Origin of the sequence: Bacillus sp. PDNC022, from assembly GCF_016919285.1 — a bacterium.
GTDB classification, from domain to species: Bacteria; Bacillota; Bacilli; order Bacillales; family Bacillaceae; genus Bacillus; species Bacillus safensis.
The window spans coordinates 2,973,766-3,000,756 of sequence record NZ_CP070345.1 but is presented as its reverse complement, the minus strand read 5'-3'; the positions used below and the strand labels follow the sequence as shown (position 1 = coordinate 3,000,756).

22 protein-coding genes are annotated in these 26,991 nt (G+C 41.4%); 11 read left to right on the top strand and 11 right to left on the bottom strand.

Annotated features, from left to right (window positions below; translation table 11 throughout):
• Positions 1–154: 154 nt before the first annotated feature.
• The 6 genes from ganS (at position 155) to JVX94_RS15305 (ending at position 8,584) form a co-directional block, all read left to right on the top strand.
• Positions 155–1,420 (top strand): galactooligosaccharide ABC transporter substrate-binding protein GanS, encoded by a 1,266-nt coding sequence (gene ganS, locus JVX94_RS15330; RefSeq protein ID WP_095409951.1) that lies wholly within the window; start codon positions 155–157, stop codon positions 1,418–1,420.
• A gap of 146 nt (positions 1,421–1,566) precedes the next feature.
• Entirely contained in the window at positions 1,567–2,805 is a 1,239-nt protein-coding gene (ganP, locus tag JVX94_RS15325; RefSeq protein ID WP_144484310.1) for a carbohydrate ABC transporter permease, read from the top strand.
• Between the two features lies 1 nt (position 2,806).
• Positions 2,807–3,649, top strand: coding sequence for a sugar ABC transporter permease (locus JVX94_RS15320; RefSeq protein WP_012011808.1), 843 nt, complete (start codon positions 2,807–2,809; stop codon positions 3,647–3,649).
• An 11-nt stretch (positions 3,650–3,660) separates the two neighbouring features.
• A complete protein-coding gene (locus JVX94_RS15315; RefSeq protein WP_205183662.1) occupies positions 3,661–4,869 on the top strand; it encodes a glycoside hydrolase family 53 protein in 1,209 nt (402 codons plus the stop codon).
• Positions 4,870–4,892: 23 nt separating this feature from the next.
• Entirely contained in the window at positions 4,893–6,959 is a 2,067-nt protein-coding gene (locus tag JVX94_RS15310; RefSeq protein ID WP_205183659.1) for a beta-galactosidase, read from the top strand.
• 296 nt (positions 6,960–7,255) lie between these two features.
• Positions 7,256–8,584 carry a CitMHS family transporter gene (locus tag JVX94_RS15305; protein ID WP_095409955.1) on the top strand — a complete coding sequence of 443 codons (1,329 nt, stop codon included), beginning with the start codon at positions 7,256–7,258 and terminating at the stop codon, positions 8,582–8,584.
• A gap of 41 nt (positions 8,585–8,625) precedes the next feature.
• On the opposite strand, the gene JVX94_RS15300 is transcribed toward JVX94_RS15305, so the two are convergent.
• From JVX94_RS15300 to JVX94_RS15270, 7 genes are all read right to left on the bottom strand, one after another.
• Positions 8,626–9,054 carry a DUF4064 domain-containing protein gene (locus JVX94_RS15300; protein ID WP_095409956.1) on the bottom strand — a complete coding sequence of 143 codons (429 nt, stop codon included), beginning with the start codon at positions 9,052–9,054 and terminating at the stop codon, positions 8,626–8,628.
• 24 nt (positions 9,055–9,078) lie between these two features.
• Positions 9,079–10,029: an ABC transporter permease gene (locus tag JVX94_RS15295; protein WP_203129054.1), complete on the bottom strand. Its 951-nt coding sequence runs from the start codon at positions 10,027–10,029 to the stop codon at positions 9,079–9,081.
• Positions 10,026–10,955 carry an ABC transporter ATP-binding protein gene (locus JVX94_RS15290; RefSeq protein WP_203129055.1) on the bottom strand — a complete coding sequence of 310 codons (930 nt, stop codon included), beginning with the start codon at positions 10,953–10,955 and terminating at the stop codon, positions 10,026–10,028. Before JVX94_RS15290 ends, JVX94_RS15295 begins: the two co-directional genes overlap by 4 nt.
• Positions 10,956–11,278: 323 nt before the next feature.
• A complete protein-coding gene (locus JVX94_RS15285) occupies positions 11,279–11,617 on the bottom strand; it encodes a zinc ribbon domain-containing protein YjdM (protein WP_034281410.1) in 339 nt (112 codons plus the stop codon).
• 92 nt (positions 11,618–11,709) lie between these two features.
• Entirely contained in the window at positions 11,710–12,849 is a 1,140-nt protein-coding gene (locus JVX94_RS15280; protein ID WP_205183656.1) for a glycerate kinase, read from the bottom strand.
• A gap of 29 nt (positions 12,850–12,878) precedes the next feature.
• The gene (locus tag JVX94_RS15275; RefSeq protein WP_095409961.1) at positions 12,879–14,150 is read right to left on the bottom strand and encodes a GntP family permease; all 1,272 of its coding nucleotides are present in this window, start codon (positions 14,148–14,150) and stop codon (positions 12,879–12,881) included.
• 118 nt (positions 14,151–14,268) lie between these two features.
• Positions 14,269–15,381 carry a CdaR family transcriptional regulator gene (locus JVX94_RS15270; protein WP_205183653.1) on the bottom strand — a complete coding sequence of 371 codons (1,113 nt, stop codon included), beginning with the start codon at positions 15,379–15,381 and terminating at the stop codon, positions 14,269–14,271.
• A gap of 161 nt (positions 15,382–15,542) precedes the next feature.
• Between JVX94_RS15270 and JVX94_RS15265 the strand changes: the two genes are divergently transcribed.
• The 4 genes from JVX94_RS15265 to JVX94_RS15250 all read left to right on the top strand — a co-directional run bounded on the left by JVX94_RS15265 (position 15,543) and on the right by JVX94_RS15250 (position 20,615).
• Positions 15,543–16,193 carry a TetR/AcrR family transcriptional regulator gene (locus JVX94_RS15265; RefSeq protein WP_044334868.1) on the top strand — a complete coding sequence of 217 codons (651 nt, stop codon included), beginning with the start codon at positions 15,543–15,545 and terminating at the stop codon, positions 16,191–16,193.
• Positions 16,194–16,262: 69 nt separating this feature from the next.
• The gene (locus JVX94_RS15260; protein WP_205183651.1) at positions 16,263–17,516 is read left to right on the top strand and encodes an MFS transporter; all 1,254 of its coding nucleotides are present in this window, start codon (positions 16,263–16,265) and stop codon (positions 17,514–17,516) included.
• The gene (locus JVX94_RS15255) at positions 17,513–19,840 is read left to right on the top strand and encodes an FtsX-like permease family protein (protein ID WP_205183648.1); all 2,328 of its coding nucleotides are present in this window, start codon (positions 17,513–17,515) and stop codon (positions 19,838–19,840) included. The genes JVX94_RS15260 and JVX94_RS15255 overlap by 4 nt, the downstream gene beginning before the upstream one ends.
• 13 nt (positions 19,841–19,853) lie before the next feature.
• Positions 19,854–20,615: an ABC transporter ATP-binding protein gene (locus JVX94_RS15250; protein ID WP_205183646.1), complete on the top strand. Its 762-nt coding sequence runs from the start codon at positions 19,854–19,856 to the stop codon at positions 20,613–20,615.
• A 32-nt stretch (positions 20,616–20,647) separates the two neighbouring features.
• On the opposite strand, the gene JVX94_RS15245 is transcribed toward JVX94_RS15250, so the two are convergent.
• Positions 20,648–20,860, bottom strand: coding sequence for a hypothetical protein (locus JVX94_RS15245; protein ID WP_095409967.1), 213 nt, complete (start codon positions 20,858–20,860; stop codon positions 20,648–20,650).
• A gap of 415 nt (positions 20,861–21,275) precedes the next feature.
• Here JVX94_RS15245 and JVX94_RS15240 point away from each other — a divergent pair, with 415 nt between their 5' ends.
• Positions 21,276–22,454: a Rap family tetratricopeptide repeat protein gene (locus tag JVX94_RS15240; RefSeq protein ID WP_144471647.1), complete on the top strand. Its 1,179-nt coding sequence runs from the start codon at positions 21,276–21,278 to the stop codon at positions 22,452–22,454.
• Positions 22,455–22,551: 97 nt separating this feature from the next.
• Here the strand turns inward: JVX94_RS15240 and JVX94_RS15235 are convergent, their stop codons facing one another.
• From JVX94_RS15235 to JVX94_RS15225, 3 genes are read right to left on the bottom strand one after another with little or no spacing between them, the layout of a single operon-like run.
• Positions 22,552–23,400: a PRD domain-containing protein gene (locus tag JVX94_RS15235; protein WP_144484138.1), complete on the bottom strand. Its 849-nt coding sequence runs from the start codon at positions 23,398–23,400 to the stop codon at positions 22,552–22,554.
• 30 nt (positions 23,401–23,430) lie between these two features.
• Positions 23,431–24,897 carry a glycoside hydrolase family 1 protein gene (locus JVX94_RS15230; RefSeq protein ID WP_144484141.1) on the bottom strand — a complete coding sequence of 489 codons (1,467 nt, stop codon included), beginning with the start codon at positions 24,895–24,897 and terminating at the stop codon, positions 23,431–23,433.
• 4 nt (positions 24,898–24,901) lie between these two features.
• Complete coding sequence (locus tag JVX94_RS15225) at positions 24,902–26,761, bottom strand: beta-glucoside-specific PTS transporter subunit IIABC (protein WP_205183643.1); 1,860 nt, start codon at positions 26,759–26,761, stop codon at positions 24,902–24,904.
• Positions 26,762–26,991 lie beyond the last annotated feature (230 nt).

Genomic DNA, 26,991 nt, shown 5'->3' with positions numbered 1-26,991 from the left:
TCATGTGGAGGGCTTCTTTTCTCTCTATACGAGTAAAAAATTTTACTTAATAAATTTAATAAAATATGTTTACTTTTTTTACTTAAGTTGATATTCTCACATTAAGAAAGCGTTTTCTTATCATCTGTGAAAAAAGAACGAGAGGGGATTACCAATGAAAAAGGGAAAATGGGCGACATTATCAGCAGTTGTCGGTACTGCTGTGCTTCTGCTTTCAGCATGCGGGCCAGGAGATGACAATTCAAGCGGGACTCAGCCAGCATCTACAGGTACAAAGACCTTGCTAGTATGGGAGGATGTCAAAAAGTCTGATGGGATTCAAGACGCTGTAAAAGAATTCGAAAAACAAAACGATGTGAAAATCAAAGTGGTCGAAAAAGCGTATGCCGACCAAATCGAAGCTCTCCGCCTTGATGGAGCAGCTGGGACAGGCCCAGACGTCATCACGATGCCTCACGATCAAATTGGATCAGCCGTCACTGAAGGACTATTACAGGAAATCAAACCTGATCAAAAAGTGATCAATTCCTTCACAGACGAATCCATTCAATCACAAACGGTAGACGGCAAGCTGTATGGCCTTCCGAAATCTGTTGAAACGACAGTGCTTTTCTATAACAAAGACCTTGTCAAAAAGGCACCAACTACACTTGATGGCTGGTATGACCTTTCGAAAAAGCTGACAAAAGACGGGAAATACGGTTTTGTTGCGAAATGGGATGAAATTTACTATGCACAAAGTGTGTTAGGTGGATCAGGGGGCTATATTTTCAAACAGAAAAGCGACGGCTCTTATGATGTCAATGACATTGGTCTGAACAACGATGGCGCCATCGAAGGCGGAGCATACATTCAAAAATTCTTTAGCGAAGGACTTTTCCCAAAAGGCATCATTGGTGAACAAGGAATCAATGTCCTCAACTCCTTATTCACAGAGAAAAAGGCGGCAGCTGTCATTTCTGGTCCATGGTCATTTGGTCCATATAAAGAAGCTGGAATTGACTATGGCGTAACAGAGCTGCCAACACTCCCTAACGGAAAGCATATGAGCTCATTCTTAGGTGTAAAGAGCTACAACGTCTCCTCTTATTCTAAAAATAAAGAACTTGCTGAGAAATTTGTTGAGTTTATCACGAATGAAAAAAATTCGAAGAAGCGATTCGAAGTGACAGAGGAAATTCCACCAGTGAAAAAGCTGATGAAAGATCCAATCATTACTAAAAACGCCAATGCAGATGCTATTTCAAAACAAACGAAATATGCCACACTGACACCGAACAACCCAGAAATGGCAGAGGTGTGGAAGCCGATTGACAGCGCATTAGGTCTCATTGCAACCGGCCGGACAGATGTGAAAAAGGCATTTGATGATGCCGTCAATCAAATCGACTCTCAAATTAAAGCAAATCACTCTAAATAATCATCAAACACGGGTAGCATTTACGTCTATCAAGCTGCCCGTATTTGATCTAATTTCATATGAAGTAGGTGTTAGACGTGACGGGTAACCTTGAACTAGACCGCACACACATAGTGGAATCAAAGACACACCGGAGACGGGCGCTAATGTTCTCCTTAATACCCGGGATGGGGCAGATATACAACAAGCAGTACGGCAAAGGGGCACTTTTTTTCCTGTTCGGCGTCTCTTTTTTCATCGTATTTTATGATTTATTCAATATTGGCTTTTGGGGGCTGTTCACACTTGGTACGATGCTGCCTCGTGACAATTCTGTTTTCCTTTTGGCAAAAGGGATAATTGCCCTGTTAACAGCTGGTTTTGGTATCGGTTTTTACGTACTCATGATGCGTGATGCTTTTATGAACGGAAAGAAACGTGATCAAGGGGTTCCGCTTCATTCCATCCGAGCTCAATATCATCAGCTTATCGACCAAGGCTTTCCTTACTTAATGAGCACTCCTGCTTTCTTTTTACTTCTTTTTTCTGTTGTCTTTCCTATTATGTTCAGCTTTGCGCTTGCCTTTACGAACTACGATTTATACCACTCGCCTCCTGCCAATCTGATCGATTGGGTAGGGATCAAGAACTTTCAAAATATCTTTTCAATTGATATTTGGAGAGACACCTTCATTGATGTACTTGGCTGGACCGTCGTATGGACATTGGCTGCGTCCACCCTTCAATGTGCCCTCGGCATCTTTTTAGCGGTTCTGCTTAATCAGAAGGATTTAAAAGGAAAAAGGTTTTTTAGAACGATTTTGATTCTTCCTTGGGCTGTTCCGGGTTTTGTGACCATTTTGGTGTTTGCCGGACTGTTCAACGATACATTTGGAGCCATTAACAACACACTTTTTGCATCGATTGGAATTGATCCAAAACCATGGCTGACAGATCCATTTTGGAGCAAAATTGCCCTCATTGCGATGCAGACTTGGCTTGGATTTCCTTTTGTTTTCATTATGACAACTGGTGTTTTGCAGGCGATTCCAGAGGATCTATACGAAGCTGCGACCATTGATGGGGCCAACTTCTTTCAGAAATTCCGGTCCATCACGTTACCGCTTGTCCTTTATTCCATTGCGCCTATATTAATCACACAATATACGTTTAACTTTAACAACTTTAATATCATCTACTTATTTAATGGCGGAGGACCGCCTGTGGCTGGCTCAACTGCTGGGGGAACGGACATCTTGGTTTCTTGGATTTACAAACTCACGATGCAGTCTTCTCAATATGCACTCGCTGCCGCTGTCACGATCTTACTTTCAATCTTTGTCATCGCCATTGCACTCTGGCAGTTTAAGAGAACGAATTCATTCAAAGAGGAGGACATGATGTGATATGGGATCAAAACAAAACAAGCTCATTCGCCTGAGCATCACTTATTTTATCCTTTTCATTGCCTCCATTTGTATTCTATATCCACTGCTTTGGACGATTGGTGCTTCTTTTAATCCTGGGAACAGCCTCATGAGTACAAGCATGTTTCCGAAAAATCCAACGTTCAGCCACTTCACCGAGCTGTTCTTCGGTCAGGGGGCACTTTATGCAAAATGGTATTGGAACTCAATGAAGATCAGTATTGCCACCATGCTATTAACGCTGATTCTTGTCAGTTTTACAGGCTATGCGTTTTCCAGATTCCGCTTCAAAGGACGGAAAAATGGGCTGATGCTCTTTTTGCTGCTGCAAATGATTCCTCAATTTTCAGCGCTGATAGCGATTTTTGTTCTTGCTCAAATGCTTGGACTCATTAACAGCCACCTTGCCCTAATTTTGATTTATGCAGGTGGACAAATTCCGATGAATACGTATTTAATGAAAGGCTATCTTGATGCGATTCCAAAGGATCTCGATGAATCAGCCAGAATGGACGGCGCAGGGCATTTTCGGATTTTCATCCAAATTATTATGCCGCTCGCTAAGCCCATCTTAGCTGTTGTCGCAATCAACTCATTTACAGGTCCACTGGGTGATTTCATCATTTCCAGTGTCATTGTCCGCTCACCCGAAATGTATACGCTCCCAATCGGTCTGTACAATCTTGTGTCAGACAAAATGGGTGCCAGCTACACGACCTTTGCAGCCGGGGCTTTACTCATTGCGATTCCAGTCGCTTTATTGTTTCTTGTTTTACAAAAACAATTTGTATCCGGCCTTACACAAGGCGGGACAAAAGGATAAGGGGAGATTTGATGAAGAAATGGTTGCTTGTCACTGTTGTCGTTTTCTTTCTGATAGGATTAGGTATTTTGCCTGAAGCAAAGGCAGATTCAATTTCTGTTCAGCCGATCAATGGCCTGCAAGGTGATTTCATCAAAGGGGCTGATATCTCAATGCTTGCAGAAGTGGAGAGAAGCGGCGGCAAATACTACAACCAGAATGGACAGCAGGTTGATCCGCTTAAGCTATTAAAGGATAAAGGCGTCAACTATGTGCGTATCAGACTGTGGAACCATCCATATGACAATCAAGGCCGTGCCTATAACGGCGGCACAAATGATCTCAATACAGCCATCGCTTTATCAAAACGCGCAAAAGGACAAAACATGAAAGTGCTGCTTGATTTTCACTACAGTGATTTCTGGACTGACCCCGGTAAACAATTCAAACCGAAAGCGTGGGCATCCCTCTCACAAAGCGATTTAGAAAAAGCGGTCGGCACTTACACAGGCGATGTGCTCAAAGCGATGAGAGCGCAAAATGCCTTGCCGAATATGGTTCAGGTCGGGAATGAGTTGAACTCAGGTATGCTGTGGCCAAACGGAAAAAGCTGGGGTGAAGGCGGTGGTGAATTTGATCGGCTCGCTGCTTTGCTAAGGGCTGGCACAAATGCCGTCCGCTCAGTCGATTCAAACATTAAAATCATGCTTCACCTTGCACATGGCGGAGACAATGGTGCATCCCGCTGGTGGTTTGATGAAATCACAAAACGAGGCGTCTCCTTCGATACGATCGGTTTATCTTATTACCCGTATTGGGACGGCGGATTTAGCGGTCTTACGTCCAATATGAATGATATTAGTGCCCGCTATAACAAAGACGTGATCGTGGTGGAAACCGCCTATGGGTTTACGACAGCGAACGGTGACAACCTAGATAACTCATTTAATCAAGACTCTGTCAATACAGCTGGCTATCCCGCCTCACCTCAAGGCCAGGCATCTTTTATACGAGATCTATCCGAAAAAATTTCACAAGTAAACAACAACCGCGGAAAAGGGTTCTTTTATTGGGAGCCGCTTTGGATTCCAGCGAAAGGTGCTCCGTGGTCTAGTCAATACGGGCTGGCTTATATCCAAACAACCGGTACTGTCGGAAATGCGTGGGAAAATCAAGCGATGTTTGATTTCAACGGGAAAGCACTGCCTTCTCTTGATGTATTTAAACAAATGACACCGTAACTAAAAGGATAGGACGTGACAAAATGGGAAAGCGTTACCCACTCGTTCACCCAAATGTGAAAGGCTTTTTGCATGGTGGCGATTACAATCCAGATCAATGGCTCCATATGCCAGAGATCATTGAAGAAGATTTTCGATTAATGAAGCTTGCACACTGTCAAACATTCTCCATTAACATTTTCGCATGGAGTAAGCTAGAGCCAGCAGAAGGTCAGTATGACTTTGCATGGCTGGATGACATCATGGACCGCTTGGCAGCGCAGGGGGCACACGCCATTCTCGCAACGCCAAGCGGAGCAAGACCTGCTTGGCTGTCACAAACATATCCAGAAGTATTGCGCGTCGAAGCGAATCGTCAGCGTAACTTACATGGACTGCGCCATAATCATTGCTTCACCTCTCCGGTTTATCGAGAAAAAACGAATACACTCAACCGGCTGCTGGCGGAACGCTACAAGGATCATCCAGCACTGATCATGTGGCACATTTCGAATGAGTACGGCGGCGAATGTCATTGCGATCTTTGCCAGGAAGCATTTCGAGACTATTTGAAAGACAAATACAATCATGACCTTGAGGCTTTGAATCAAGCATGGTGGACTGGATTTTGGAGCCACACGTATAGTGATTGGTCACAAATCGAGTCACCTGCACCGCACGGGGAGCACATGATTCACGGCATGAACCTAGATTGGAAACGCTTTGTCACAGCACAAACAATCAATTTTTACAAAAATGAAATTGAGCCGCTGCGGGAATTGACACCTCATATCCCAGTAACCACGAACTTTATGGGCGACTACCCGCATATGCGTCCATTCCTTGGGCTGGATTATCATCAATTTGCAAAAGAGGTCGATGTGATCTCATGGGATAGTTATCCTGCTTGGCATAGCGGCAGAGAAACAACGGCCGAATTAGCATCAAACGTTGCCTTTGTACATGATTTGTATCGTTCCTTAAAGGACGGACAGCCGTTTCTCGTCATGGAGAGTACGCCGAGCCTTGTGAACTGGCATGAAGTGAACAAGGTCAAACATAAAGGCATGGCACACCTTTCTGCCATGCAGGCAATTGCCCACGGATCAGACTCCGTGCTTTATTTCCAGTGGCGGCAAGGCCGAGGCGCCTCTGAGAAATTCCACGGTGCTGTTGTCGATCATTCTGGCCATGAACATACACGTGTGTTTCAAGAGGTGGCTGATCTAGGGAAACAACTGGAGCAGCTGCACCCAATTACGGGCACATCCGTTGAGCCAGAGGTCGCCATCATTTATGATTGGGAAAATCACTGGGCCATTGATGATGCGCAAGGCTTAAATAATATAAACAAACGCTATGTAGAGGCTTGTCAAACTCACTATCGAAGCTTTTGGAAAAAAGGCATCCCTGTTGACATTGTCGGGATGGAAAAGGATTTCTCATCCTATCGTGTGCTCATTGGACCAATGCTCTACATGATCAAACCAGGTGTTGCAGAAAAAATTGAAGCCTTTGTCAAAGAGGGCGGTATTTTTATCGCGACTTACTGGAGCGGCATGGTCGACGAAAATGATCTCTGTTTCCTCGGCGGTTTCCCTGGTCCTCTCCGCCATGTCCTTGGCATTTGGGCAGAGGAAATCAACACATTGATGCCAGATGAACATGTGTTAATGACCACAGGGAATGGACGCACCTATCATGTCGGACAATACTGCGAATCCATACATCCTGAAACAGCCTCTGTGTTAGGGCACTTTGAGAATGGCTGCTACGAAGGACAGCCAGCTCTAACTGTCCGTTCATTAGAAAAAGGGAAAGCATACTATATGGCCTCAGAAAATGAGCAGGCTTTTTACGATGAGTTTTACGAAGACCTTATCGAAGGTATTGGCATAAAGCCTGTCCTATCGACTGCAATTCCAGAAGGAGTCAGTGTACAAAAGCGAACAGACGGTACGCAGGACTATGTGTTTTTGATGAATTTTACAGAAGAGCAGCAGAACATGTCACTAGATTCAGAGGCAAGCTATGAGAATATGCTGACAGGGCAACATGTGCCTCAAGAGCTCCAGCTTGATCCTTACGAGTACATGATTATGAAAAAATAGATTGAACGAGGCGTCTACTCATTGGACGCTTCTTTCATTTTAGTAAGTCTAAATACCCTTATATATTCATGTATTTTATATTTAAATTTGAATCTTTATATTTTATCTAAATTTTTTGACATGTTTCATCCTGCGCCAATACTGGTTTCATCATCCTTTTTCACCATTTTATAGGTATGAAAGCGGTTGCCTAATACTCATATTTTTGATACCCTTTTTTTCAATGCAGATATGGGACTGCATTGTGATAAAAAGAGTAAGAAAATGTAAACGGTTTATTGTAGGGGGAGGGACTTATGTTAACGTTTGTTGGATTGTTGATTATTTTAACGATTGTTGTATTGCTGATTTGGGGGAAAGCAAGTCCAATTGTTGCCATGGTCATGGTGCCTTTAATCGGGGCATTCATCGCAGGATTTGGGATTAATGACATTCAATCATTCTTTGAAGAAGGGATTATCAAAGTACTGCCAGTGGCGACCATGTTCATCTTCGCCATTTTATTTTTTGGCATTTTACAAGATACAGGGTTCTTTGAACCTGTAATTAAAACTTTAATCAAGCTGACAAAAGGAAATGTTGTCACAGTTGCAATGGGAACTGCTTTGATTGGAGTTATTGCACACTTAGACGGAGCAGGGGCTACGACCTTTTTATTAACTGTACCTGCGCTGCTTCCGCTTTATAAAAAATTACATATGAGTCCTTATTTACTGCTGTTATTAATCGGGACGAGTGCCGGATTAACCAATATGATTCCATGGGCAGGACCGACTGGACGGGCAGCAAGTGTCTTGAACATAGACCCCTCTGAACTCTGGGTGCCGCTCATTCCAATTCAGCTCATTGGCGTTGTGCTCGTATTAGGAATGGCATTCATTTTAGGAAAAAGGGAAGAAAAGCGAATTCGGGTGAAAATCGCTGCAAATGAAATAGCTGCAGTTCAACTAGAAGGCGCAGATTGGGATCGTGCCATTCAATCTATTAGTGAAACTGGAGACGCCTCTTTAAAGCGTTATCATCTCATTTGGGTGAACCTTGTTCTGTTTTTGTGTGTTGTGGTACTTCTCGTATTGAACGTGATGCCTGCAAGTTTTATGTTTATGATTGGCCTGTCACTGGCACTATTGATTAACTTTCCGAATGTGAATCTGCAAATGGAAAGAATCAAGGCACACGCACCTAGTGCGCTGATGATGGCGGCTGTCATTTTCTCTGCAGGGTCGTTTTTAGGAATTCTTGAAGGGACAGGGATGCTGAAAGCCATTGCGGTGGACAGTATTCACATTTTACCAGCCTTCTTGCTGCCATTTTTACATATCATTGTTGGGATGCTTGGAGTGCCGCTTGATATGCTGACAAGTACAGACGCCTATTATTACGCCCTTCTGCCAATTGTTGAATCCATTACATCTGAAGTTGGCGTAACAGGCACTTCTGCGGCATATGCCATGATGATTGGAAACATCATCGGAACCTTTGTCAGCCCGCTTGCTCCCGCAGTTTGGCTCGCTGTAGGTCTTGCAGGGGTTGATATGGGGAAACACATCCGCTACTCCTTCTTTTGGATGTGGGGATTCAGTATTGTCCTTCTGTTCGTAGCGATGCTGATTGGCATCATTTAAAAAGAAAGACATGCGCTGTTGGGCGCATGTCTTTTCTTTCATTATGAAGGATATTCATTTGTGTGAATGTCTGTATTCGGCTTTCTAATAAGAGACATCAACCCAATGATAAACAATAGAACCATTGGAGCGAATGCAAAACCGATTGTTCCAATCAACAGAGTCACTGCAGACACCAAGAAAAGAATACCAGAAAGCACGGCACGGCGGTCTGTTTTCAAGAAAATTACACCTACAATCGACAGCACGGCCGCAATTGCGGAAACGACCATAAACTGAGTACCAAATGCATTGACAGAAGCTTGAAGCGTTTCAATCGGCAAGGTTTCTCCTTCCTCTTTTAACACTTCATTGATTTCATCATAAAATGATGGACCCACAGAAAGGATTAATGCCCCAAACCCGACACCAATGGCATTGAGGACAATGCTAATAATCCCCATAATTTTTTCACCTTTACGTTTAATCATGTGTAAACCTCCTAAAAAGTTAAATTAACCTGTTTTCACTTCTCGCTTTTGGAAGACGATTAAGGCAATAGCTAAGAAAATAGCCCAATAGATGACTAGGACTGTTAGTGAGAATCCTAGAGACATACCTTCGATAAGAGTAACCTGTTCCATAAAGTATTGGGATGGATCGTTTGCAAATAACAGATATTTTGACCAATCAAAGAAGAGCATTAAAATACCTGTAATTGATCCACCTACAATATAAGCTAGCACACTAATGGCAATGGAGATAGCTTCACTTCTAAAAACAGTTGAAATGGCGAACGAAAGTGTTCCCAGCACGACAAACATTGCACAATGAGCAAGATAATAATAGACCATATTGGCAAACTGCGAACGTTCAACCACTTCACCATTTTGATACACCAAATTCACATAATCAGTGTTAAGTCCAAAGAAAATAGCACCCAATATGAATGACAAAATAAATAGCACCACAACTAGTAAAAGAGCATACAGCTGCACCGTAATATATTTAGATATTAGGATCTTTAGCCTTGATGGTGGACGAATCAATAATAATTTAATTGTACCATGCTTATATTCAGCCGACACAATGGTGGAAGCAATAATGATCACAAACACACCGACTAGCTGAAGTAAATTGGCGTTTGTTTTCACATAATCCCATACACTGTGGCTAAACTGATCAGCTGGCGGTAAATTATGCTTGATTCGATAATCATTAACAGCGATCTCTTTTTCAAGCTCTCTTTTAAAGAAACCATTCTCTGTCTCTTTGAGCTCCTTCTTGTTTTCCTTATTCATCATTTCTAGCTGGGTTTTCCAATCACCTGAAGCTTGATCTTTGTCATTTGTTTTTACTACAAAGATCAGCGTAGCAACCATACCTAAAACAAGAAGCCCAACCATAATCCAAGTACCAACACGATAACTGATCTTCATCCACTCGTTTTGAATGAGGCGAATCATACGTCTGCCTCCTTTTTACCTGTTAAGCTTAAGAACTTATCTTCTAAGGTTTGTTTTTCGATTTTGATTTCGTACAAATGAATAGACGCGCTGCTCAAATGACGGATTAATTCCGGCATTTTTTCTTCTGGCATAGAGAAGAACAAGTACTGCTCCTCTTCTCTTACAGTGACGCCTTCCTCAAATGCACCAATGAGCTTCTGCGCTTCTTTAAGCTCCCCGGCTGCTACCTTCATTCGATAATTAACCAAATCATCCTGCTTCGTTTCAGCACGCTGATCCTCAATTGCAATCAGCTTTCCTGTTTGGATAATCGCAAAGCGATCACACATCAATTCCATCTCTGACATGAGGTGACTTGAAACAATAACAGCAAGCCCTTCTTCCTTCGCGAGCCTTCTCAAGTAATCTCGTATCATTCGAATCCCCTCAGGATCAAGTCCATTGGTCGGCTCATCTAAGATTAGCAGTTTCGGTCTATGTATGAGTGCCTGCGCAATGCCCAAACGCTGCTTCATTCCTAATGAAAACGTACGCACACGCTTATGTTTCACATGCTGTAAGCTGACTAGCTCTAACAGCTCATCAATTCGTCCTTCATCCACTTTCCCATTCATTCTGGCGAAGTGAACAAGATTTTGTCTTGCCGTTAAATGATTATACATTTCTGGGTTTTCAATGATGGCACCAACATCTTGGATGGCATGCTGATAGGAGGTTTGAATACTATGACCATTAATCAGAATGTCACCAGATGTAATGGGAGAAAGACCGACCATCATACGAATGGTTGTGGTTTTCCCTGCACCATTTGGTCCTAAGAAGCCAAAGACTTCGCCCGCTTGGACAGAAAAGCTCAAGTCTTGAACAATCTTTTTCCCGCGAATATGTCTAGATACATTATGCAGTTCTAAAACGTTCGTCACGTTACCTCTCCTTCTTTGTCTAAGTATCATCTATCATTCTATTTCCTGATAAACACCATGATCCGTCAAAAATAGAAGAACACTTCCATATGGTACAGCAATGCCCAAAAGTTGTGAAGGGGATTAGCCAAAATTTAGCGAATCATCTGCCTTTTTTAAGGTAGGGTTAAGAAAACTGCGGATTTTTATGTGAAAAGAGGCTTGATTTTTTAAAAAATGAACCTTTTTCAACAGGTATATATGTATGGAATTTCGTTTGAGATTATTCCTTTCACCTATAAATAAAGAAAAGAGGCCTCTTACTGACAGCCTCCTTTCATACATTATATCTTTTTCACAAACTCTGATTTTAATTTCATTGCGCCGAAGCTAGGAATTTTACAATCAATATTATGATCGCCTTCAACTAAACGAATGCCTTTGACCTTCGTTCCTATTTTCAAAACGGATGATGAACCTTTTACTTTTAGGTCTTTAATGACAGAGACCGTGTCTCCATCACTTAACAGATTCCCATTCGCATCTTTGACCACAAGCTGTTCCTCTGCCGCTTGTTCTTGTTCAAGTGACCATTCATGCGCACATTCAGGACAAATCAGCAAACTGCCGTCCTCGTATGTATAAGGTGAGCTGCACGAAGGACAATTCGGTAGATTAGACATTTTTGTTTCCTCCAACTTTCTACATCATTTATATCGATTTTACCACATTTCTATAAAAGGAATGTGATAGAAAAGGAAACATTTTTCATCATTTACTCCTTTATTCCAATTTTTAACGCAGCCGCGATATTCCGAGCTGTTCTTTCTACATGAAGATCCGCATCTTGTATCGCCTCAGAAAGAGAGGTAATACCTGGAACAATACTAAACAGTGCATCAATTCCATGATCGTGTACGATTGCACTGTCTTTTGCAAGAGAGCCTGCGATGCCAATCACAGGCAAATTATACTGCTTCGCTGCTTTGGCTACGCCGATTGGGGTTTTTCCATAAATGGTCTGCCGGTCAATTCGGCCTTCTCCCGTAATGACAAGGTCTGCCTCCTTGATGACGTCATCAAAATGAACAGCCTTCAGCACAATATCGATTCCTCTTTGTAAATCGGCTTGTAAAAAGCCTAATAAACTCGCACCAAGCCCTCCTGCCGCTCCTGCCCCTGCTGCATCTCCAAAGGTTACATTGAACTGCTTTTCAGCTACTTGTGCAAAATGAGCCAGGTTCTTGTCTAACACTTGAACCATTTTTTCATCTGCTCCCTTTTGAGGGCCGAAAACAGCAGACGCTCCTCTCTCACCTGTTAAAGGATTATCCACATCACAAGCCGCCTCCAGCCTTACGGATTGCAGTCTAGGATCGAGCCCAGATAAATCAATTGAAGCTAATTGATGAAGCGCCCCGCCCCCTGACGTCAGGGAATGTCCTGTTTTATCAAGGAAAGCTGCCCCTAATCCTTGCATCATCCCAACACCGCCATCATTTGTTGCACTTCCGCCAAGCCCAATCATCACATGGTTCGCTCCTTTATCCAGCGCTGCAAGTATTAATTCTCCAGTTCCTCTTGATGTGGTCCATAACGGATTACGTTTTTCTCTCGGGACTAGGTGTAAACCAGAAGCTGCAGCCATCTCTATGACAGCAGTCTGACCATCTCCTAACATGCCAAAAAAAGCATCCACAGGCTCACCAAGCGGGCCCGTGACCACTTGATTGACAATGTGCCCGCCCGTCGCATCAACCAACGATTGAACGGTCCCCTCTCCTCCATCTGCCATTGGCAGTTTGATATACTCTGCATTTGGCAAAATTGAACGAAATCCTCGTTCAATGGCACATGCTGTCTCATAAGCAGACAAACTTTCTTTAAATGAATCTGGTGCGATCACAATTTTCATCCTAAAGCCCCTCTTTTCTTGTCATGTCCTCAGCCAAACAGCTGGAAAACGCCAAAAATAATGGTCGATACAACGGTTAACGTCAAACCGATTAACGATTCAAAAGGCATGAGCTTCAAACGCTCTTTGATATCCATTTGAACACTTCCTGCTGTTGCATGGAAAAAGCTCCCGTGCGGCATATGGTCAAGCACTGTTGCGCCAGCATGAATCATAGCTGCCCCTGAAAGAGCAGATACACCAAGCCCAATCAGCGTTCCGCTAAACACACCACTCGCTACCGCTGTTCCTGCTGTTGTCGAAGCGGTCGCGGCTGACATAAATATCCCTGAAGTTGGCGCAAGTAAATATGGAGGTAAACCCGATGCATCCAGTGCCTGAATAAACACATCTTTTAAGGAAGAGTTCGATACGATTCCTGCTAATGTACCTGTCCCTAATAACATGATCGCTACACCTGACATTTTATGAAGCCCTGACATCGCATAATCATTGAGAAATTTCCCTTTTTTCATGAAAAGAGCACCTACAATCCCTCCAATCGGTAAAGCGATCATTGGGTCTATATTGATTTGAAAAAGCGGTCTTAAAGCCAACAATAAAATGGTAACCAGCGGACCAGCCAGTGCTTGAAAAAAAGCAGGTATTTGAACTTTACTTTGCCCAGTTTCCTCTTCAAGAACGGGCGTCCCTTTGTTTGCAAGCTTTTTAGCTAATACATATGTAACAGCCAACCCGAACACAGCCGGAATGACACCAGCAGCCATCATTGAAGTCAGAGGTACACCAAAAGCGTCTGAAGCGGCAATGGCATTCGGATTCGGTGACATGATATTTCCTGCTTTCCCGCCTCCAATCATAGCAAGGAGAATCCCCGTTTTTGAGAGCTTTGCGCGTTTGGCAATGGCAAGGGCGATGGGCGCTACCGTAATAACTGCAACATCTACAAAAACACCCACTGTTGTTAAAATCATCGTTGCAAGTGCGAGTGCTAATAGTGCCCTTGCCTCCCCAAGCCTTTTCACGATGGCATCAGCGATAGATAACGCTGCACCCGACTCAATGAGAACACCAGCCAGTACACCTGCAGCCATAATTCTAAGGACAGCCGGAATCATGTCCTTAGCACCTTCCATCATGACGTTGACGGTCTGAACAATATCTACACCGCCAACCAAACCGCCTATGAAAGCACCTGCCAGCATGCCATAAGCCGGTGATACTTTTTTTAGAATGAGAACAATCGCGATCACAAGCGCCGCCATGGCTCCCAGAGTACTTACCGTCACATCTCCACTCATCCTCAATCCCCCTACAAATATCTTTCTCCAATTGTAAGCGTTTACCCAAAGGGATTGTGTTGTGAATCCGGATGAACTTTTCTCATTTATCACTCTACTCAATTGTGCATTTGCACAATCAAGATAGTTGATTCATTAGCTGCGCCATATAAAGCTCGATTAACTGTTTTACATGACGAGGGTCTTTTCCGGTCAATTCTTGAATTTTGTCTAAACGATAACGCAATGTATTCCGATGAATAAATAAACGATCAACAATTTTTTGCAAATCACCGCCCTCTTCAATGTAAATCCTTAATGTATGGGCGAGCTCTGCTTCTTGTGTCAAAGGCTTGTAAAAGTCAGTCCATCGACTTTTCTTTTCAGCAATTCCCGCAATCATGAATAAGCTTTCCAGCTGATAAGACTCAAAGAGATACATACTTTCTTCCGGATCAAGAACCTTCCCTAACCTCAGGGCATCTCTCGCACGCTGAAAAGAAATTGGCAGCTGGCTGATGTCGTCAGCGACAGTCCCTATCCCCACTAACACTTGGCCTCCTACTGCTTTTTGCATTGTTCTTTGCAGATGACCTGCCACCTGCTTTAATCGCTGTTCAGGTATGGGCTGACTTAAAAGAATCAATTCATGACAAAAGGTCATGCCAAGTAAATCATCCGCCTTCTTATCATATTGAATCGCATGCATCAATTTATGAACAGCATCCTCTGAGGATGGAACTGGCTGAAAAACAATAGCCATTCGGGGCTTGTCTAAATCCATCCCCAGCCAAGCAGCTCGATTTTTTAGCTGATGATCCCCAACATCAGAATATGAAACCAACTGATTGACAATTTCACTTTCTAGTCGATGACGCCATTGAACCCGCTCAAGCAGAAAAGATTGCTCTAACACCAGTTCAGCCGCCATCTTCACCAGCTCGGCATGATGCCGAATGTCCTCTGGCTCACCAGTAATCCCAATCACACCAACTACTTGTTTATGGAAGCAAATAGGCAAGTTAATCCCGGGTTTCACTCCTTCCAAACGCAAAGAGGTCTCCTGGTCAATTTCCACACTGTTCCCGCTTGTCAGCACAAGTCGTGCACCATCATGTTTCTGGCCAATCCTGTTTCGTTCACCAGAACCAATAATGACACCATCAGCATTCATCACATTGATGTTTTTATGTAAAATATGCATCGTACGTTCTACCATTTCTTGAGCCAATTCACTGGTCAAAAATTGCATTTGCCATCTCCCCTGAAGGTTTTTTCATTCAATGTATCATAGTGTCTTTGAACAATAAATGCAAAGTGTTTAAAAACCAGCCATTGACAAAGACACCCTGAAAAGTGTTTAATCAAATCAAAGGACCGACCGACAGTCTAGTTAAAAGAAAGGATGGCTTTATGAGAACCGTTAAACATCCTGAGGAACGTAAAAATGACATATTAAACGCAGCAGAAGCGCTTTTTTCAACCAAAGGCTATCAGAAAACAACGATTATTGACATATTAAAAGCCGTTGGCATTGCAAAAGGCACCTTTTATTACTACTTTGCATCCAAAGAAGAAGTAATGGATGCCATTATTGACAGGATCATCAAGGAAGATATCATCGTAGCAAAGCGTATTGCGGCTGAGCCAGACCTTCCAGTCGTTGACAAACTATTTCGTATCATCATGGCGCAATCACCTCAGCAAGGAAGCCATAAACAGGGCATGATCGATCAGTTCCATCAGCCTTCTAATGCAGAAATGCATCAAAAAAGCTTAATCAAAGCCATTAAAGAACTATCACCAGTGTTGGCAGATGTCATTCAGCAAGGTGTAGAGGAAGGGACATTCAAAACGAAGTATCCGCAAGAGACGGTTGAATTTCTTCTTGCTTCTGCACAGGTCATATTTGATGAAGGCCTTTTTCAATGGACAGCCGAAGAAAGTATACAACGCGCTTTAGCTTTTATTGATATACTCGAATCCTCATTGCATGCAGAAAAGGGGAGCTTTTCCTTCCTGCTGAAGCGATTATCTGGAGAGCTGGATGAAAATAATCAGTGATTGGTCACTTCAATACCAATCCTGTATACATTATAGACTGACGGTCGGTCTAAAAGGAGAGTGATATTTATGTCTTTGTTATCCAAAAGAGGGTCATCCCACTTTATATACCTCGTTCTCGGACAGATTATTTCCGTTTTCGGATCTTCTCTCATTCGGTTTGTTCTATCTTTACACGTACTGGATATGACACACCGAGTTGATTTATATGCCTTACTTTTCGCATTATCCAATATCCCGCTCCTTCTCTCTCCCTTAGCTGGTGCAATCGCTGACCGGTTTAACAGAAGGAACTTAATGATTTTATTTGATGTCCTCACCGGCGTGATGATTCTTGCCTTTTATTTTTGGTTATTTTCGGGAAATGATTCACTCTATATGATCGGAGCTGTCATGATACTGCTTGGCGTGATGAGTACGTTCTATGCTCCCGCTGTCATGTCCAGCATTCCACAGCTAGTGAAACAAGAGCAATTAGAACAAGCAAACGGCATTGTCAATGGCGTTCAGGCACTTTCAGGTGTTCTTGCACCGATTATCGGAGGAGTTCTATACGGAATGATTGGAAGCCAATCCATCATAGGTGCAAGTGCCATCGTATTTTTTCTATCAGCTTGCATGCTTTTAAGGTTAAACATTTCCTTCTCCCCTAGTCCGCTGACAGAGTCTATGGGCAAAGTGCTCATAAAAGATATGAAACAGGGATTTTCTTATATTGGCAGCCAGCCATTTTTAAAAAGAGCCATGCTGCTTGCTGCAATGTTAAATTTCATCCTTACACCATTTTTTATCGTAGGGGGGCCAATCATATTAAGGGTCACAATGAAGAGCAGTGACATCATGTATGGAATAGGCATGGGCTTGATTGAATTCGCTGTCATCGCAGGGGCTCTGCTAGTTGGACTTGTAGCGAAGCATTGGCGCATTCCTACTTTATATCGCTGGCTTCTTGTCATCGCGCTCATCTTACTGCCTGTGGCGTTCTCAACATCCAAAACAGCTCTTCAATTTGGCACTTATCCAGCTTATTTTCTCTTTTTAGCAGGATGTCTTCCAATTGCTATGCTGCTAACTATGATCTCAATCGTTGTGATTTCACATGTTCAAAAGAAAACACCAAATCATCAATTAGGAAAAGTGATGGCCAATCTGACAATGGTTTCTCAATGTGCTGCTCCGCTTGGCCAAATGATGTATGGATTCTTGTTCAATACGTTTTCAGCCACCATGTATGTGACGGTGCTCATCGTTAGTACTTTCATGTTTGCACTAGCCTGCTTAACAAAAAATCTGCTTCAGCATGAAGGAGAATCAGCCTCATGAGATTAGCGTTTATAAAGAAAGACTTAACCCGTCACCGTCTTATTTCAATTGGCTTAACCATTTGCATCATGATGACTTCATTTCTCGCAACAAGTGCAGCTCAAATGATCGTACAGCTGAATGGTTCCATTTCTAACCTGCTTCATTCTGCCAAAGCGCCAGACTTTGTCCAAATGCATGACGGCGGCCTAAATGAAAAAGACATTGATGCATTTTCAAACAAGCAATCCATGGTAAAAGCCCATCAAATCGTTCCAATGATACCAATTGAACATGCAAACATCAGGTTCGGATATGAGCCTGCCAAAGCAGGTGTGATGGATCATTTATTTGTGAAGCAAAATCGCAATTTTGATTTTCTTTTAAATGAACAAAACGAAAAGCTCACTGTCAATAAAGGTGAAGTGGCTGTCCCAATTTATTTTCAACAAAAGTATCATCTCAACATAGGTGAAACGTTATTGATTGAGAAAGGAGCTAATCAATTTTCCTTTCGCATCAAAGCATTCTTGCGAGATGCGCAAATGAACCCCAGTCTTGTCAGTTCAAAAAGATTTCTTCTTCATAACGAGGATTGGGACGCAATAAATCAAGTGTTTCAACAAAAAGAGTACCTAATCGAATTTTTACTACATGATGCCGCGCAGACAGATGCTTTTCAAGCAATCTATCAATCAACACAGCTGCCACAACAAGGTCCAGCTGTCACACTACCTTTACTGCGTATGCTGAATGCATTGACAGATGGAATGGTCATTGCCATTCTCCTGCTTGTTTGCCTGCTGCTCATCAGTATAGCCCTTCTCTCTCTCCATCTTGCTATGACGGCTTCTATAGAAGAGGATGAACGTGAAATTGGCATACTGAAGGTGCTTGGGATCCCATTAACAAGAATCAAGCAATTATACGTTGGTAAGTATGCCGTGCTTGCTTGTGCAGGTTGTATAGCAGGATATGTGTTAACGCTTATATTTGGTGATATGTTTACGGCCAATATTCACCGATATATGGGGAATCAGCCTTCTTTTACTCATTGGTTAATCCCGCTTTTTGTTTCTATTGCGACGGCAATAATCGTCATCTCTTGCAGCTATGCTGTCCTAAGAAAGTTTGGTCAAATATCAGCTGCTCAAGCACTTCAAGGCGTTATCAATTCACCGGGTCATAAGAAAAGAATACCTATGCACCTCAAGAAAAGCAGGTTCATACCGATCAATATTTGGCTTGGTTTAAAAGACCTGATATCACGAAAGAAGTTGTACACAACGATTTCTTGTATTATTGCACTCTGTACATTTTTAATGCTCATGCCTATTCAGCTATGGCATACCTTACAATCACCAAAATTCATCACATACCTTGGCTCTGGTAAAAGTGACCTTCGAATAGATATACGCCAAGGAAATCATCTAGCGAAAAATACAAACGAGATAGAATCAATGATTCGTGAAGATCAGAGCATACAAACAGCAGCCATCTATGAAACGACTTCTCTTCAGGTGAAATCAAGGGAGAACACATTAGAAACGCTCTACTTAGAAACAGGTGAGCTCTCAGAATTTCCCCTCAACTATTTACAAGGACGGCAGCCTTTAAAGAATGAAGAAATTGCCTTATCCGTATTAAATGCAGATTCACTTCAGAAAAAGATAGGAGAAAGAATCACTCTCGTAAATAATGGGCATGAAATCCAAAGAACGGTGACAGGTATTTATCAGGACGTGACCAATGGAGGCAAAACAGCAAAAGCAATATCACAGCCATTTCCTCAAACAGCTCTTTGGCAAACCATTCAAATTCAACTAAAGCCAGGAGTAAATATTGCAGAGAAAAAGACAATATTTGAAAAAAAGGTATCTCCTGCAAAAGTGACAGATATGAATGAATACATTCATCAAACGATCGGCAGCACCGCAGCTATTGTAAAAGTCATTGCATCTTTTGCTGCATTAGCTGCCTTTGGAACCGCCAGCTTAATGCTATTCATGTTTCTGCACATGTTAAAGGCGAAAGATTCGAGCCGAAACCACATGTTAAGAACAATTGGATTTTCTATAACAGATATAACATCACAATATATAACAAGCTTTATCGTTGTTCTCTCTTTTGGCGCCTTTATTGGAACAATCACAGTCAATACCATTGGTCCTGCTTTGATGAGTGTCGGTGGAGCATCATTAGGGGCGTCGAGCCTTCAGTGGCTGTCACCACAATGGGTGTCGTTTGTGTATCCACTCACACTATTTATGGTCAATTTAACTTTGATCGCCTGGTTATCGAAGACGTTTTTTTCTAGTCCAACGACAAGGCAAACACTTTTATAAGGAGATGTTTCACATGGAACACTTGATTGAAACGAAGCGATTGTCTTTGCATATCAATTCATTAAAAGGACAAAAACAAACGATTCTTAAGGATATACATTTATCGATAAAGCGTGGGGAATTCGTGACCATTATGGGGCCTTCTGGATGTGGAAAAACATCCTTACTTTATCAGCTTAGCGGCATAGAAACAGCTTCAACAGGAGAGATCAAATATAAAGGCCAAACACTATCAGAAATGACAGACAAACAGTTAACTGCTCTGCGCTTAACAGAGATGGGGTTTGTCTTTCAGCACAGCCACTTATTAAAAAATCTTAATCTATTTGACAACATCATTGCAGCAGCTTATTTAGCAAAGAAAAAGCCAAGACAAGAATTGAATGAACGAGCTCAATATTTAATGAAAAAACTTGATATTGATTATTTGGCAAATAGATATTTGACAGAAGTATCAGGAGGACAGCTTCAAAGAGCCGCTATCTGCCGAGCGCTCATGAATGAACCAGACATACTTTTCGCTGATGAACCAACAGGTGCTCTTAATTCCAGTACAACGAAGGAAGTGATGAATATTTTTTCAAGAGTCCATTCTGAAGGAGCAACACTGCTGCTTGTCACACATGACCCTAAGGTGGCTCTTCGTTCTGAAAGGATCATGTTTATGAATGACGGAGAAATTGCAGACACTTTACAATTAGGAAGATATGATTACTCAACTGCCGAGAACCGAGAAATGAAATTAAATCGATGGCTGCAAGATTTAGGTTTTTAATTTGAGTAAAAACAGGCAGGAAACTGCCTGTTCTACTTTTTCTGGCACTCAAACGAGTAATCCATAGACAAACTATTTGTTTCTAAGATGATTTTGCCGCCAGCTTGCTGACAAGATTCTGTCAGCAGCTCAATTTCTTTGCTATAAAAGTATCTCTTTGACATATAAAGAGTCACTAAAACAAGTAACAGAGTCGTGATAATGACTGTGATTTGTCTGTTTAATCTTTGAAAACTTTTTTTCATTTCAACATCCTTTCTAAAAGGTCAGAGTTTGTGTTTAATACTTACTTTTGTCTGCATCTATCAGTTTCTTATCTCATGATCTAGCAACATCATACCTGATTTTCTTTCATAGATCGACCTTCCATTTTCCCTCTGAAATAGCTAAAATTTCTTTATTCCAAATATACGAGTGATATTTTCATACATTATCATAAAATCCATTGTAAATTTCCCTTTTTTAGACTTCTAAAAAGAGATTTTATTTATTTGTGCTAACAAGTAAGCACACTTACAATATCGTACATCGCATGTATGACCATAGGTCCTTTTTATTACCTCTTGTCAATCACCTCACCGAAACGATTATATTTTACCAAAAATTGTGATATCGTTTTTTGTGAAACAGGTGAAAGGAACTTAAAGAGGTGAAATTTCCATGGCTATCATTTCTGCTGAACAGGTGGGGAATCGTTTAAATGATTGGAGAATTGCAATTCGCAAGCATGATGTACACAGTGCAAAAGCAATGTATACAGAAGTAAAGGAATTACTTCAAAAAATGGAAGAAAATCAGGAGGTCTTGACCTATTACTCATTGCTAGAGGGCAAGTATAAACTCATGTTATATGAACGTAGAGGGAAAAAACTGAAGGAACAGACAGAGCCAGATTGCCCCTCTAAAACAAACGACTTAATTGAATACTATTTTTACCTATACAAAGCCCTTTACGCTTCTTATAAAAGAGACTATGCATCAGCCATTGGACTGTTTAAAATTGCCGAGAAAAAACTACAACACATTCCTGATGAAATAGAAGTAGCAGAATTCCATACGAAAATCGCCAACTTATATATGCTTCTTCGTCAAAGCCTGATTTCTCTACACTATATTCAGAATGCTATTGATATTTTCAAAAGTCATGAAGGATATGAGAGAAGACTAGCTGCAGCCTTTGTCATCGCCGCTGCTAATTATATGGACATTGGTGACTTTTTAAGAGCAGAAGACTACTACAAAAAAGCATTACACATCGCAGACAGTCTCAACGATCATTTTCTAACATCACAGCTTTATCATAATATCAGCATTTTGTACGCCGAAGCTGGCGAATCAAAAAAATGTATCGATGCCCTAGAAAAGGCTCTTAGTGATGAAGACTATCTCTCTTCGTGTTACTTTCATCACTCCATGTACATGTTAATGAAAGAGCTGCTTTCTATCGATGAAAGGACACAAGCTCTCTATTACTTCGAATTGGTGAACCAAAAACATGAATCAGAGAAATGCCCCATCTATACAGCAAAAATGAATTTGCTTTACCATCTATATTTCACTGAAGATATGGCTCAAAAAGCTCAAGCCTGTTTCGATAAAATCAGCATTCTTAAAAAATTAAAAGATGCTGAAGGAGCCTGTGAATTAAGTGCATTAGCTGCAAAACACTTTGAAGAGCTGGGAGCAATTCATCAAGCCTATCTCTTTTTAAAGGAAGCTGATCGCATGAAACATCCTATCATTGACTGGGGGAATTCTAATGAAAAAAATGAGTTTATTGATTATCACTTTGACCATCGTTGTTTTAGGACAAACAGGGGCTTTCAATTCATTAAATGATGAAAATCCTGGTACAACAGAACGACCTATCGGAACTTAATATAAACATTGGTCATACAAAGAACCACTCGCCTCATCAAGGCAAGTGGTTCCACATTTATTTTAGTTGCTGATAAGATATGAGGCGGTGTATATGTACCGCAAGATAAGTAAGCTCATCATTAGGAATGACGATACTATGCACCTGTTTAATATAGTCTTTGATCTTAAAAGCAACATCCATGGCTTGGGGATACAAGTGTGCAATTTGTTCAAATAACTCATTTTCTTGATCTGATAATAATTTATCAGCATAAAATCGTTCTACGAAAAATTTCACATGTGTAATGAACCGGCTGTAATGAATATTCTCCTGATCCATTTTCATATTCAATGTATAGCGCACAAGATTGACAATACTCCCGATCATCTTGGCATATTTCATACCATCTTTCGAATCGGATTCTTCACCTAATGCGTTAATTAAGTGAAAGGCGATATTGGCAGCTTCTTCTTTTGGTAATTGTATGCCCAATGTGTCATTGACTAACTCAAGTGCGTAATTCCCTACTTCAAATTCTTCTGTATAGTAATTTTTGATTTCCCAATACACACGATTCGTAATATTAATATTCTTTTTATGTCGTTCAACTGCAAAATTCAAATGATCCATTAAGGTAAAATAAACGCCTGAATTTAAAGTTGAGTTTAAACGTTTTTCTGCATATTGGACGATTTGCTGAGTTAAATCGATAAACTCCTGAGGCATTGAATCTAACAATTGAAGAAATTCTTTTGCTCTCATGTTATCGACTGACATAAAGACTTGGTCCGCTTTTTTCTCTTCTATCATTTGACCTGGTTTCTGGCCATAGCCAATTCCTCGGCCGAACAAAACCATCTCCTGTTGGTTCTGATCTTCAGCCAGGACCACGCTCGAGTTTAAAACTTTTTTGATTTTAAACATCGTCATCACCTGTTTTCATGATTGTGGTGTTCAATCAAGCAATTCACCATTTGTCTCAATGACTTTTTGGTACCAATAAAATGAGTCTTTTCGAGATCGTTTTAATGTCCCGTTCCCGTCATCATCTTGATCTACGTGAATGAAGCCGTAACGTTTTGACATTTGTGATGTACCTGCACTAATAATATCAATCGAGCCCCAGCTCGTATATCCAAAGAGATCGACGCCTTCTTCAATGGCTTCTCTCATTTGACGGAAATGCTCTTTGAAATAGTTAATACGATAGTCGTCATGGATTGAGCCATCACTTTCAACTACATCCTTTGCACCCATGCCGTTCTCGACAATGATAAGAGGTTTTTGATAGCGATCATACAATTCGATCAAAGAAATTTTCAGACCGACTGGATCAATTTGCCAGCCCCAGTCAGTTGAAGGAAGATAAGGGTTTTTGACTCCACGAATGGTATTCCCTTCTGTCTCTTCTAATCCTTCTTGGGCTGATTCCGTTAAAGACATATAATAGCTAAATGAGATAAAATCTACTGTGTTTTCTTTTAAAATGGTAAGATCATCTGCTTCCATTTGAATATGAATATCTTTTCTCTCCAGCATACGCTTGATCAGTGGCGGATACTCGCCAAATACCTGAACATCTGCATAGAAATAGTTTTCTAAGTTTTGTTTCAAAGCTTGTTCCACATCATTCGGGTGGCACGTATGCGGATACGTTGTCAATTTTGTCAGCATACATCCTACCTGGCTTCCTGATATGATACGATGGCAATCTGCTGTTACGAGAGCAGATGCGACAAATTGATGATGAAGTGCTTGATACACCGTCTCCTCTACTTTTCCTTCTGGGCAGCGATCAGGAATAATTCCCGCTGTAATGAAAGAGTGGCGGTGAATACTATCAATTTCATTAAAGGTGAGCCAATATTTCACATCATCTTTATAACGTTCGAAACAAACATTGGCGAACTTCACAAAGAGGTCGATTACTTTTCTTTCCACCCAGCCGTTGTATTTCACACTAAGCGCTAAAGGCATTTCATAATGAGAGAGTGTCACGATCGGTTCTATGTTGTGTTTTTTCATTTCTGCAAAGACACGATCATAAAATTGCAGCCCTTTTTCATTCGGTTCCGCTTCTTCTCCAGTAGGGAAGATACGACTCCATGCAATAGAAATGCGAAGTGTTTGAAATCCCATTTCTGCAAAGAGGGCCAAATCCTCTTTATAGTGATGATAGAAATCAACACCTCTGCGTTTTGGGTATTTTTTATCGTCTGGATCTTTCATCGCACGATCTATATTTTCAGTGGTAACAGCAAGATGACCTTCATAATCTTCTACACTCAAGTTGGAACGGTACATTGCAATATCTGCAACAGACGGTCCCTTTCCATCTATATTCCAGGCGCCTTCTGCCTGGTTAGCAGCAATAGCGCCGCCCCATAAGAATCCTTTTGGAAAACCTTTGATTTTTGTCATATAATTAGCCTCCTAATTGTGTGACAACCATCAATGTATCTTGACGATTGACCTCTTGTAATGGCTGTACCTTAATATCATATTGATCTGTATTTGTGACTACAGCAAGTGTTACTGGATCATATCCTGCTTCCATGATTTTTTCTAGATCAAATTCAATCAATAAATCACCCGCTTGAACACGATCTCCAGCCTGCACTTTTGGATGAAAATACTGTCCTTCCAACTGAACGGTGTCAATGCCGATGTGGAATAATACTTCAACTCCTTGGTCCGTCTTCATACCAAGTGCATGGTTTGTTTCAAACAGCAAGGTTACCTCACCATCTACTGGTGCATAAAGTGCTCCTTTTGAAGGTACAATGGCAATTCCTTCTCCCATGATCTTTGAAGAGAAAATATCATCTTTCACTTCAGATAGAGAGATCATTTGACCAATCACAGGGCTTTTGAATGTTTCTCCTGCTCCAATTTTTTCAGCAAACCCAGCTTGGTCCTTTGTCTTTTCTTCTACAGTTCGATCTTTACCTAATACAAAAGCAGCGATAAAGGCGACAATAAACGAAATGACCGCTCCAATGATAGCAAACATCAAATTTCGCGGGAGCTCATCTGATATAAACATCGACATGCTTGCTAATCCAGGGCCAACAAGCACAAAGGCTTGTATACCAACTAAACCAATGAAAATTCCGCCAACAAACGAACCAATCATAACACTTCCAAGAACTCGCTTATTTTGAAGTGTCACACCATATAACGCCGGCTCTGTGATGCCAAAAAAGGCTGATATTCCTGCCGAAATGGCTGTTGATCTGAGTACCTTGTCTTTCGTGCGTAGTGCCACTGCGAAACACGCTCCACTTTCCGCAATATTATGCGCAAGTGATGCTGGCAGGTAAAGTGCTTCTTTCCCAAGGGTACCCATCGTTGTGACTGCATAAGGGACCATTGCTTTGTGCATACCTGATGCAACCATGAATGGAAGGACTGCTGCTAAAATCGCGACAGCTACCCAACCTACTGTATTAAACATCGCAAGAATAACGGATGAAAACCCTTGTCCTGCTGTAAAACCAAGTGGTCCTAATAACAGTAGCGTAACTGGTACAGTAATGACCAATGACATCATCGGAACGAAGAAAATTCGAATTGGTTTTGGTGAAAACCGAGTAAAGAATTTTTCCATTTGCGCGTAAAGCAATACAGAAAGAATTGCCGGAAACACTTGATACGCATAAGCTATATTTTTTACATCGAATGACAGTAATTGTGCACCTTCTGTAAGCATCGCCGTCATGTTCGGCAGAAGGAGCGCACCGACTGCTGATAGTGCGACCAGTGGGTTTACTTTTAGTTTATTCGCCGTTGTTACAGCAACTAGTAAAGGCAGAAAGTAAAGTGGTGCATCACCTACCATGTTCAGTATTTGATAGGTTTGTCCCTTTGCATCCATCCAGCCTAATAAAGAGAAAAGGAGAAGAAATGATTTTAGAATTCCTCCGCCTGCGATAGCTGGTACAAGCGGCTGGAAGACACCGACAATGAAATCTAACAGAACTGTGCCTGCTTTTCTTTTTTCTTTTGGCTGATTGGATGGCACGTCTTGGCTTGATGAGCTGCTGCCTATTAAACTTGTTACCTGTTGATACACTTCAATGACGTCATTCCCAATAACTACTTGGCATTGTCCTGACATTCTGACGGCTATAACACCTGGTGTATTTTCTAGTGCTGGTACATCTGCTTTTTTCTGATCGATTAGTGTGAAGCGAAGTCTTGTTGAACAGTGCTCAAGGTGCGCAATGTTTTCTTTGCCGCCTACATGCTGTAAAACGTCTTTGGCAATTTGTGCGTAATCCATTTTTTCTCCCCCTTTTCTCATACACGAGACCTATATTTTGGCAATAAAAAAAGGACCTAAAACGACAAATAATAGAAATTCATCGTTTTTAGATCCTGCCTGCATGACCAGTCACATGTCTAATTTATTCATATTGGATTTGTTTTTAGTATATATTGATTATATGAAAGCGTCAACATTTATTTTTCTAAAAATTATTAAGGTCTATATACCTAAATTACTCTTCTTTC

Bases quoted from the DNA above. Each gene is read 5' to 3' on its own strand.
- ganS (WP_095409951.1), top strand. From the start codon at position 155: ATGAAAAAGGGAAAATGGGCGACATTATCAGCAGTTGTCGGTACTGCT.
- ganP (WP_144484310.1), top strand. From the start codon at position 1,567: ATGTTCTCCTTAATACCCGGGATGGGGCAGATATACAACAAGCAGTAC.
- JVX94_RS15320 (WP_012011808.1), top strand. From the start codon at position 2,807: ATGGGATCAAAACAAAACAAGCTCATTCGCCTGAGCATCACTTATTTT.
- JVX94_RS15315 (WP_205183662.1), top strand. From the start codon at position 3,661: ATGAAGAAATGGTTGCTTGTCACTGTTGTCGTTTTCTTTCTGATAGGA.
- JVX94_RS15310 (WP_205183659.1), top strand. From the start codon at position 4,893: ATGGGAAAGCGTTACCCACTCGTTCACCCAAATGTGAAAGGCTTTTTG.
- JVX94_RS15305 (WP_095409955.1), top strand. From the start codon at position 7,256: ATGTTAACGTTTGTTGGATTGTTGATTATTTTAACGATTGTTGTATTG.
- JVX94_RS15300 (WP_095409956.1), bottom strand. From the start codon at position 9,054: ATGATTAAACGTAAAGGTGAAAAAATTATGGGGATTATTAGCATTGTC.
- JVX94_RS15295 (WP_203129054.1), bottom strand. From the start codon at position 10,029: ATGATTCGCCTCATTCAAAACGAGTGGATGAAGATCAGTTATCGTGTT.
- JVX94_RS15285 (WP_034281410.1), bottom strand. From the start codon at position 11,617: ATGTCTAATCTACCGAATTGTCCTTCGTGCAGCTCACCTTATACATAC.
- JVX94_RS15280 (WP_205183656.1), bottom strand. From the start codon at position 12,849: ATGAAAATTGTGATCGCACCAGATTCATTTAAAGAAAGTTTGTCTGCT.
- JVX94_RS15275 (WP_095409961.1), bottom strand. From the start codon at position 14,150: ATGAGTGGAGATGTGACGGTAAGTACTCTGGGAGCCATGGCGGCGCTT.
- JVX94_RS15270 (WP_205183653.1), bottom strand. From the start codon at position 15,381: ATGCAATTTTTGACCAGTGAATTGGCTCAAGAAATGGTAGAACGTACG.
- JVX94_RS15265 (WP_044334868.1), top strand. From the start codon at position 15,543: ATGAGAACCGTTAAACATCCTGAGGAACGTAAAAATGACATATTAAAC.
- JVX94_RS15260 (WP_205183651.1), top strand. From the start codon at position 16,263: ATGTCTTTGTTATCCAAAAGAGGGTCATCCCACTTTATATACCTCGTT.
- JVX94_RS15255 (WP_205183648.1), top strand. From the start codon at position 17,513: ATGAGATTAGCGTTTATAAAGAAAGACTTAACCCGTCACCGTCTTATT.
- JVX94_RS15250 (WP_205183646.1), top strand. From the start codon at position 19,854: ATGGAACACTTGATTGAAACGAAGCGATTGTCTTTGCATATCAATTCA.
- JVX94_RS15245 (WP_095409967.1), bottom strand. From the start codon at position 20,860: ATGAAAAAAAGTTTTCAAAGATTAAACAGACAAATCACAGTCATTATC.
- JVX94_RS15240 (WP_144471647.1), top strand. From the start codon at position 21,276: ATGGCTATCATTTCTGCTGAACAGGTGGGGAATCGTTTAAATGATTGG.
- JVX94_RS15235 (WP_144484138.1), bottom strand. From the start codon at position 23,400: ATGTTTAAAATCAAAAAAGTTTTAAACTCGAGCGTGGTCCTGGCTGAA.
- JVX94_RS15230 (WP_144484141.1), bottom strand. From the start codon at position 24,897: ATGACAAAAATCAAAGGTTTTCCAAAAGGATTCTTATGGGGCGGCGCT.
- JVX94_RS15225 (WP_205183643.1), bottom strand. From the start codon at position 26,761: ATGGATTACGCACAAATTGCCAAAGACGTTTTACAGCATGTAGGCGGC.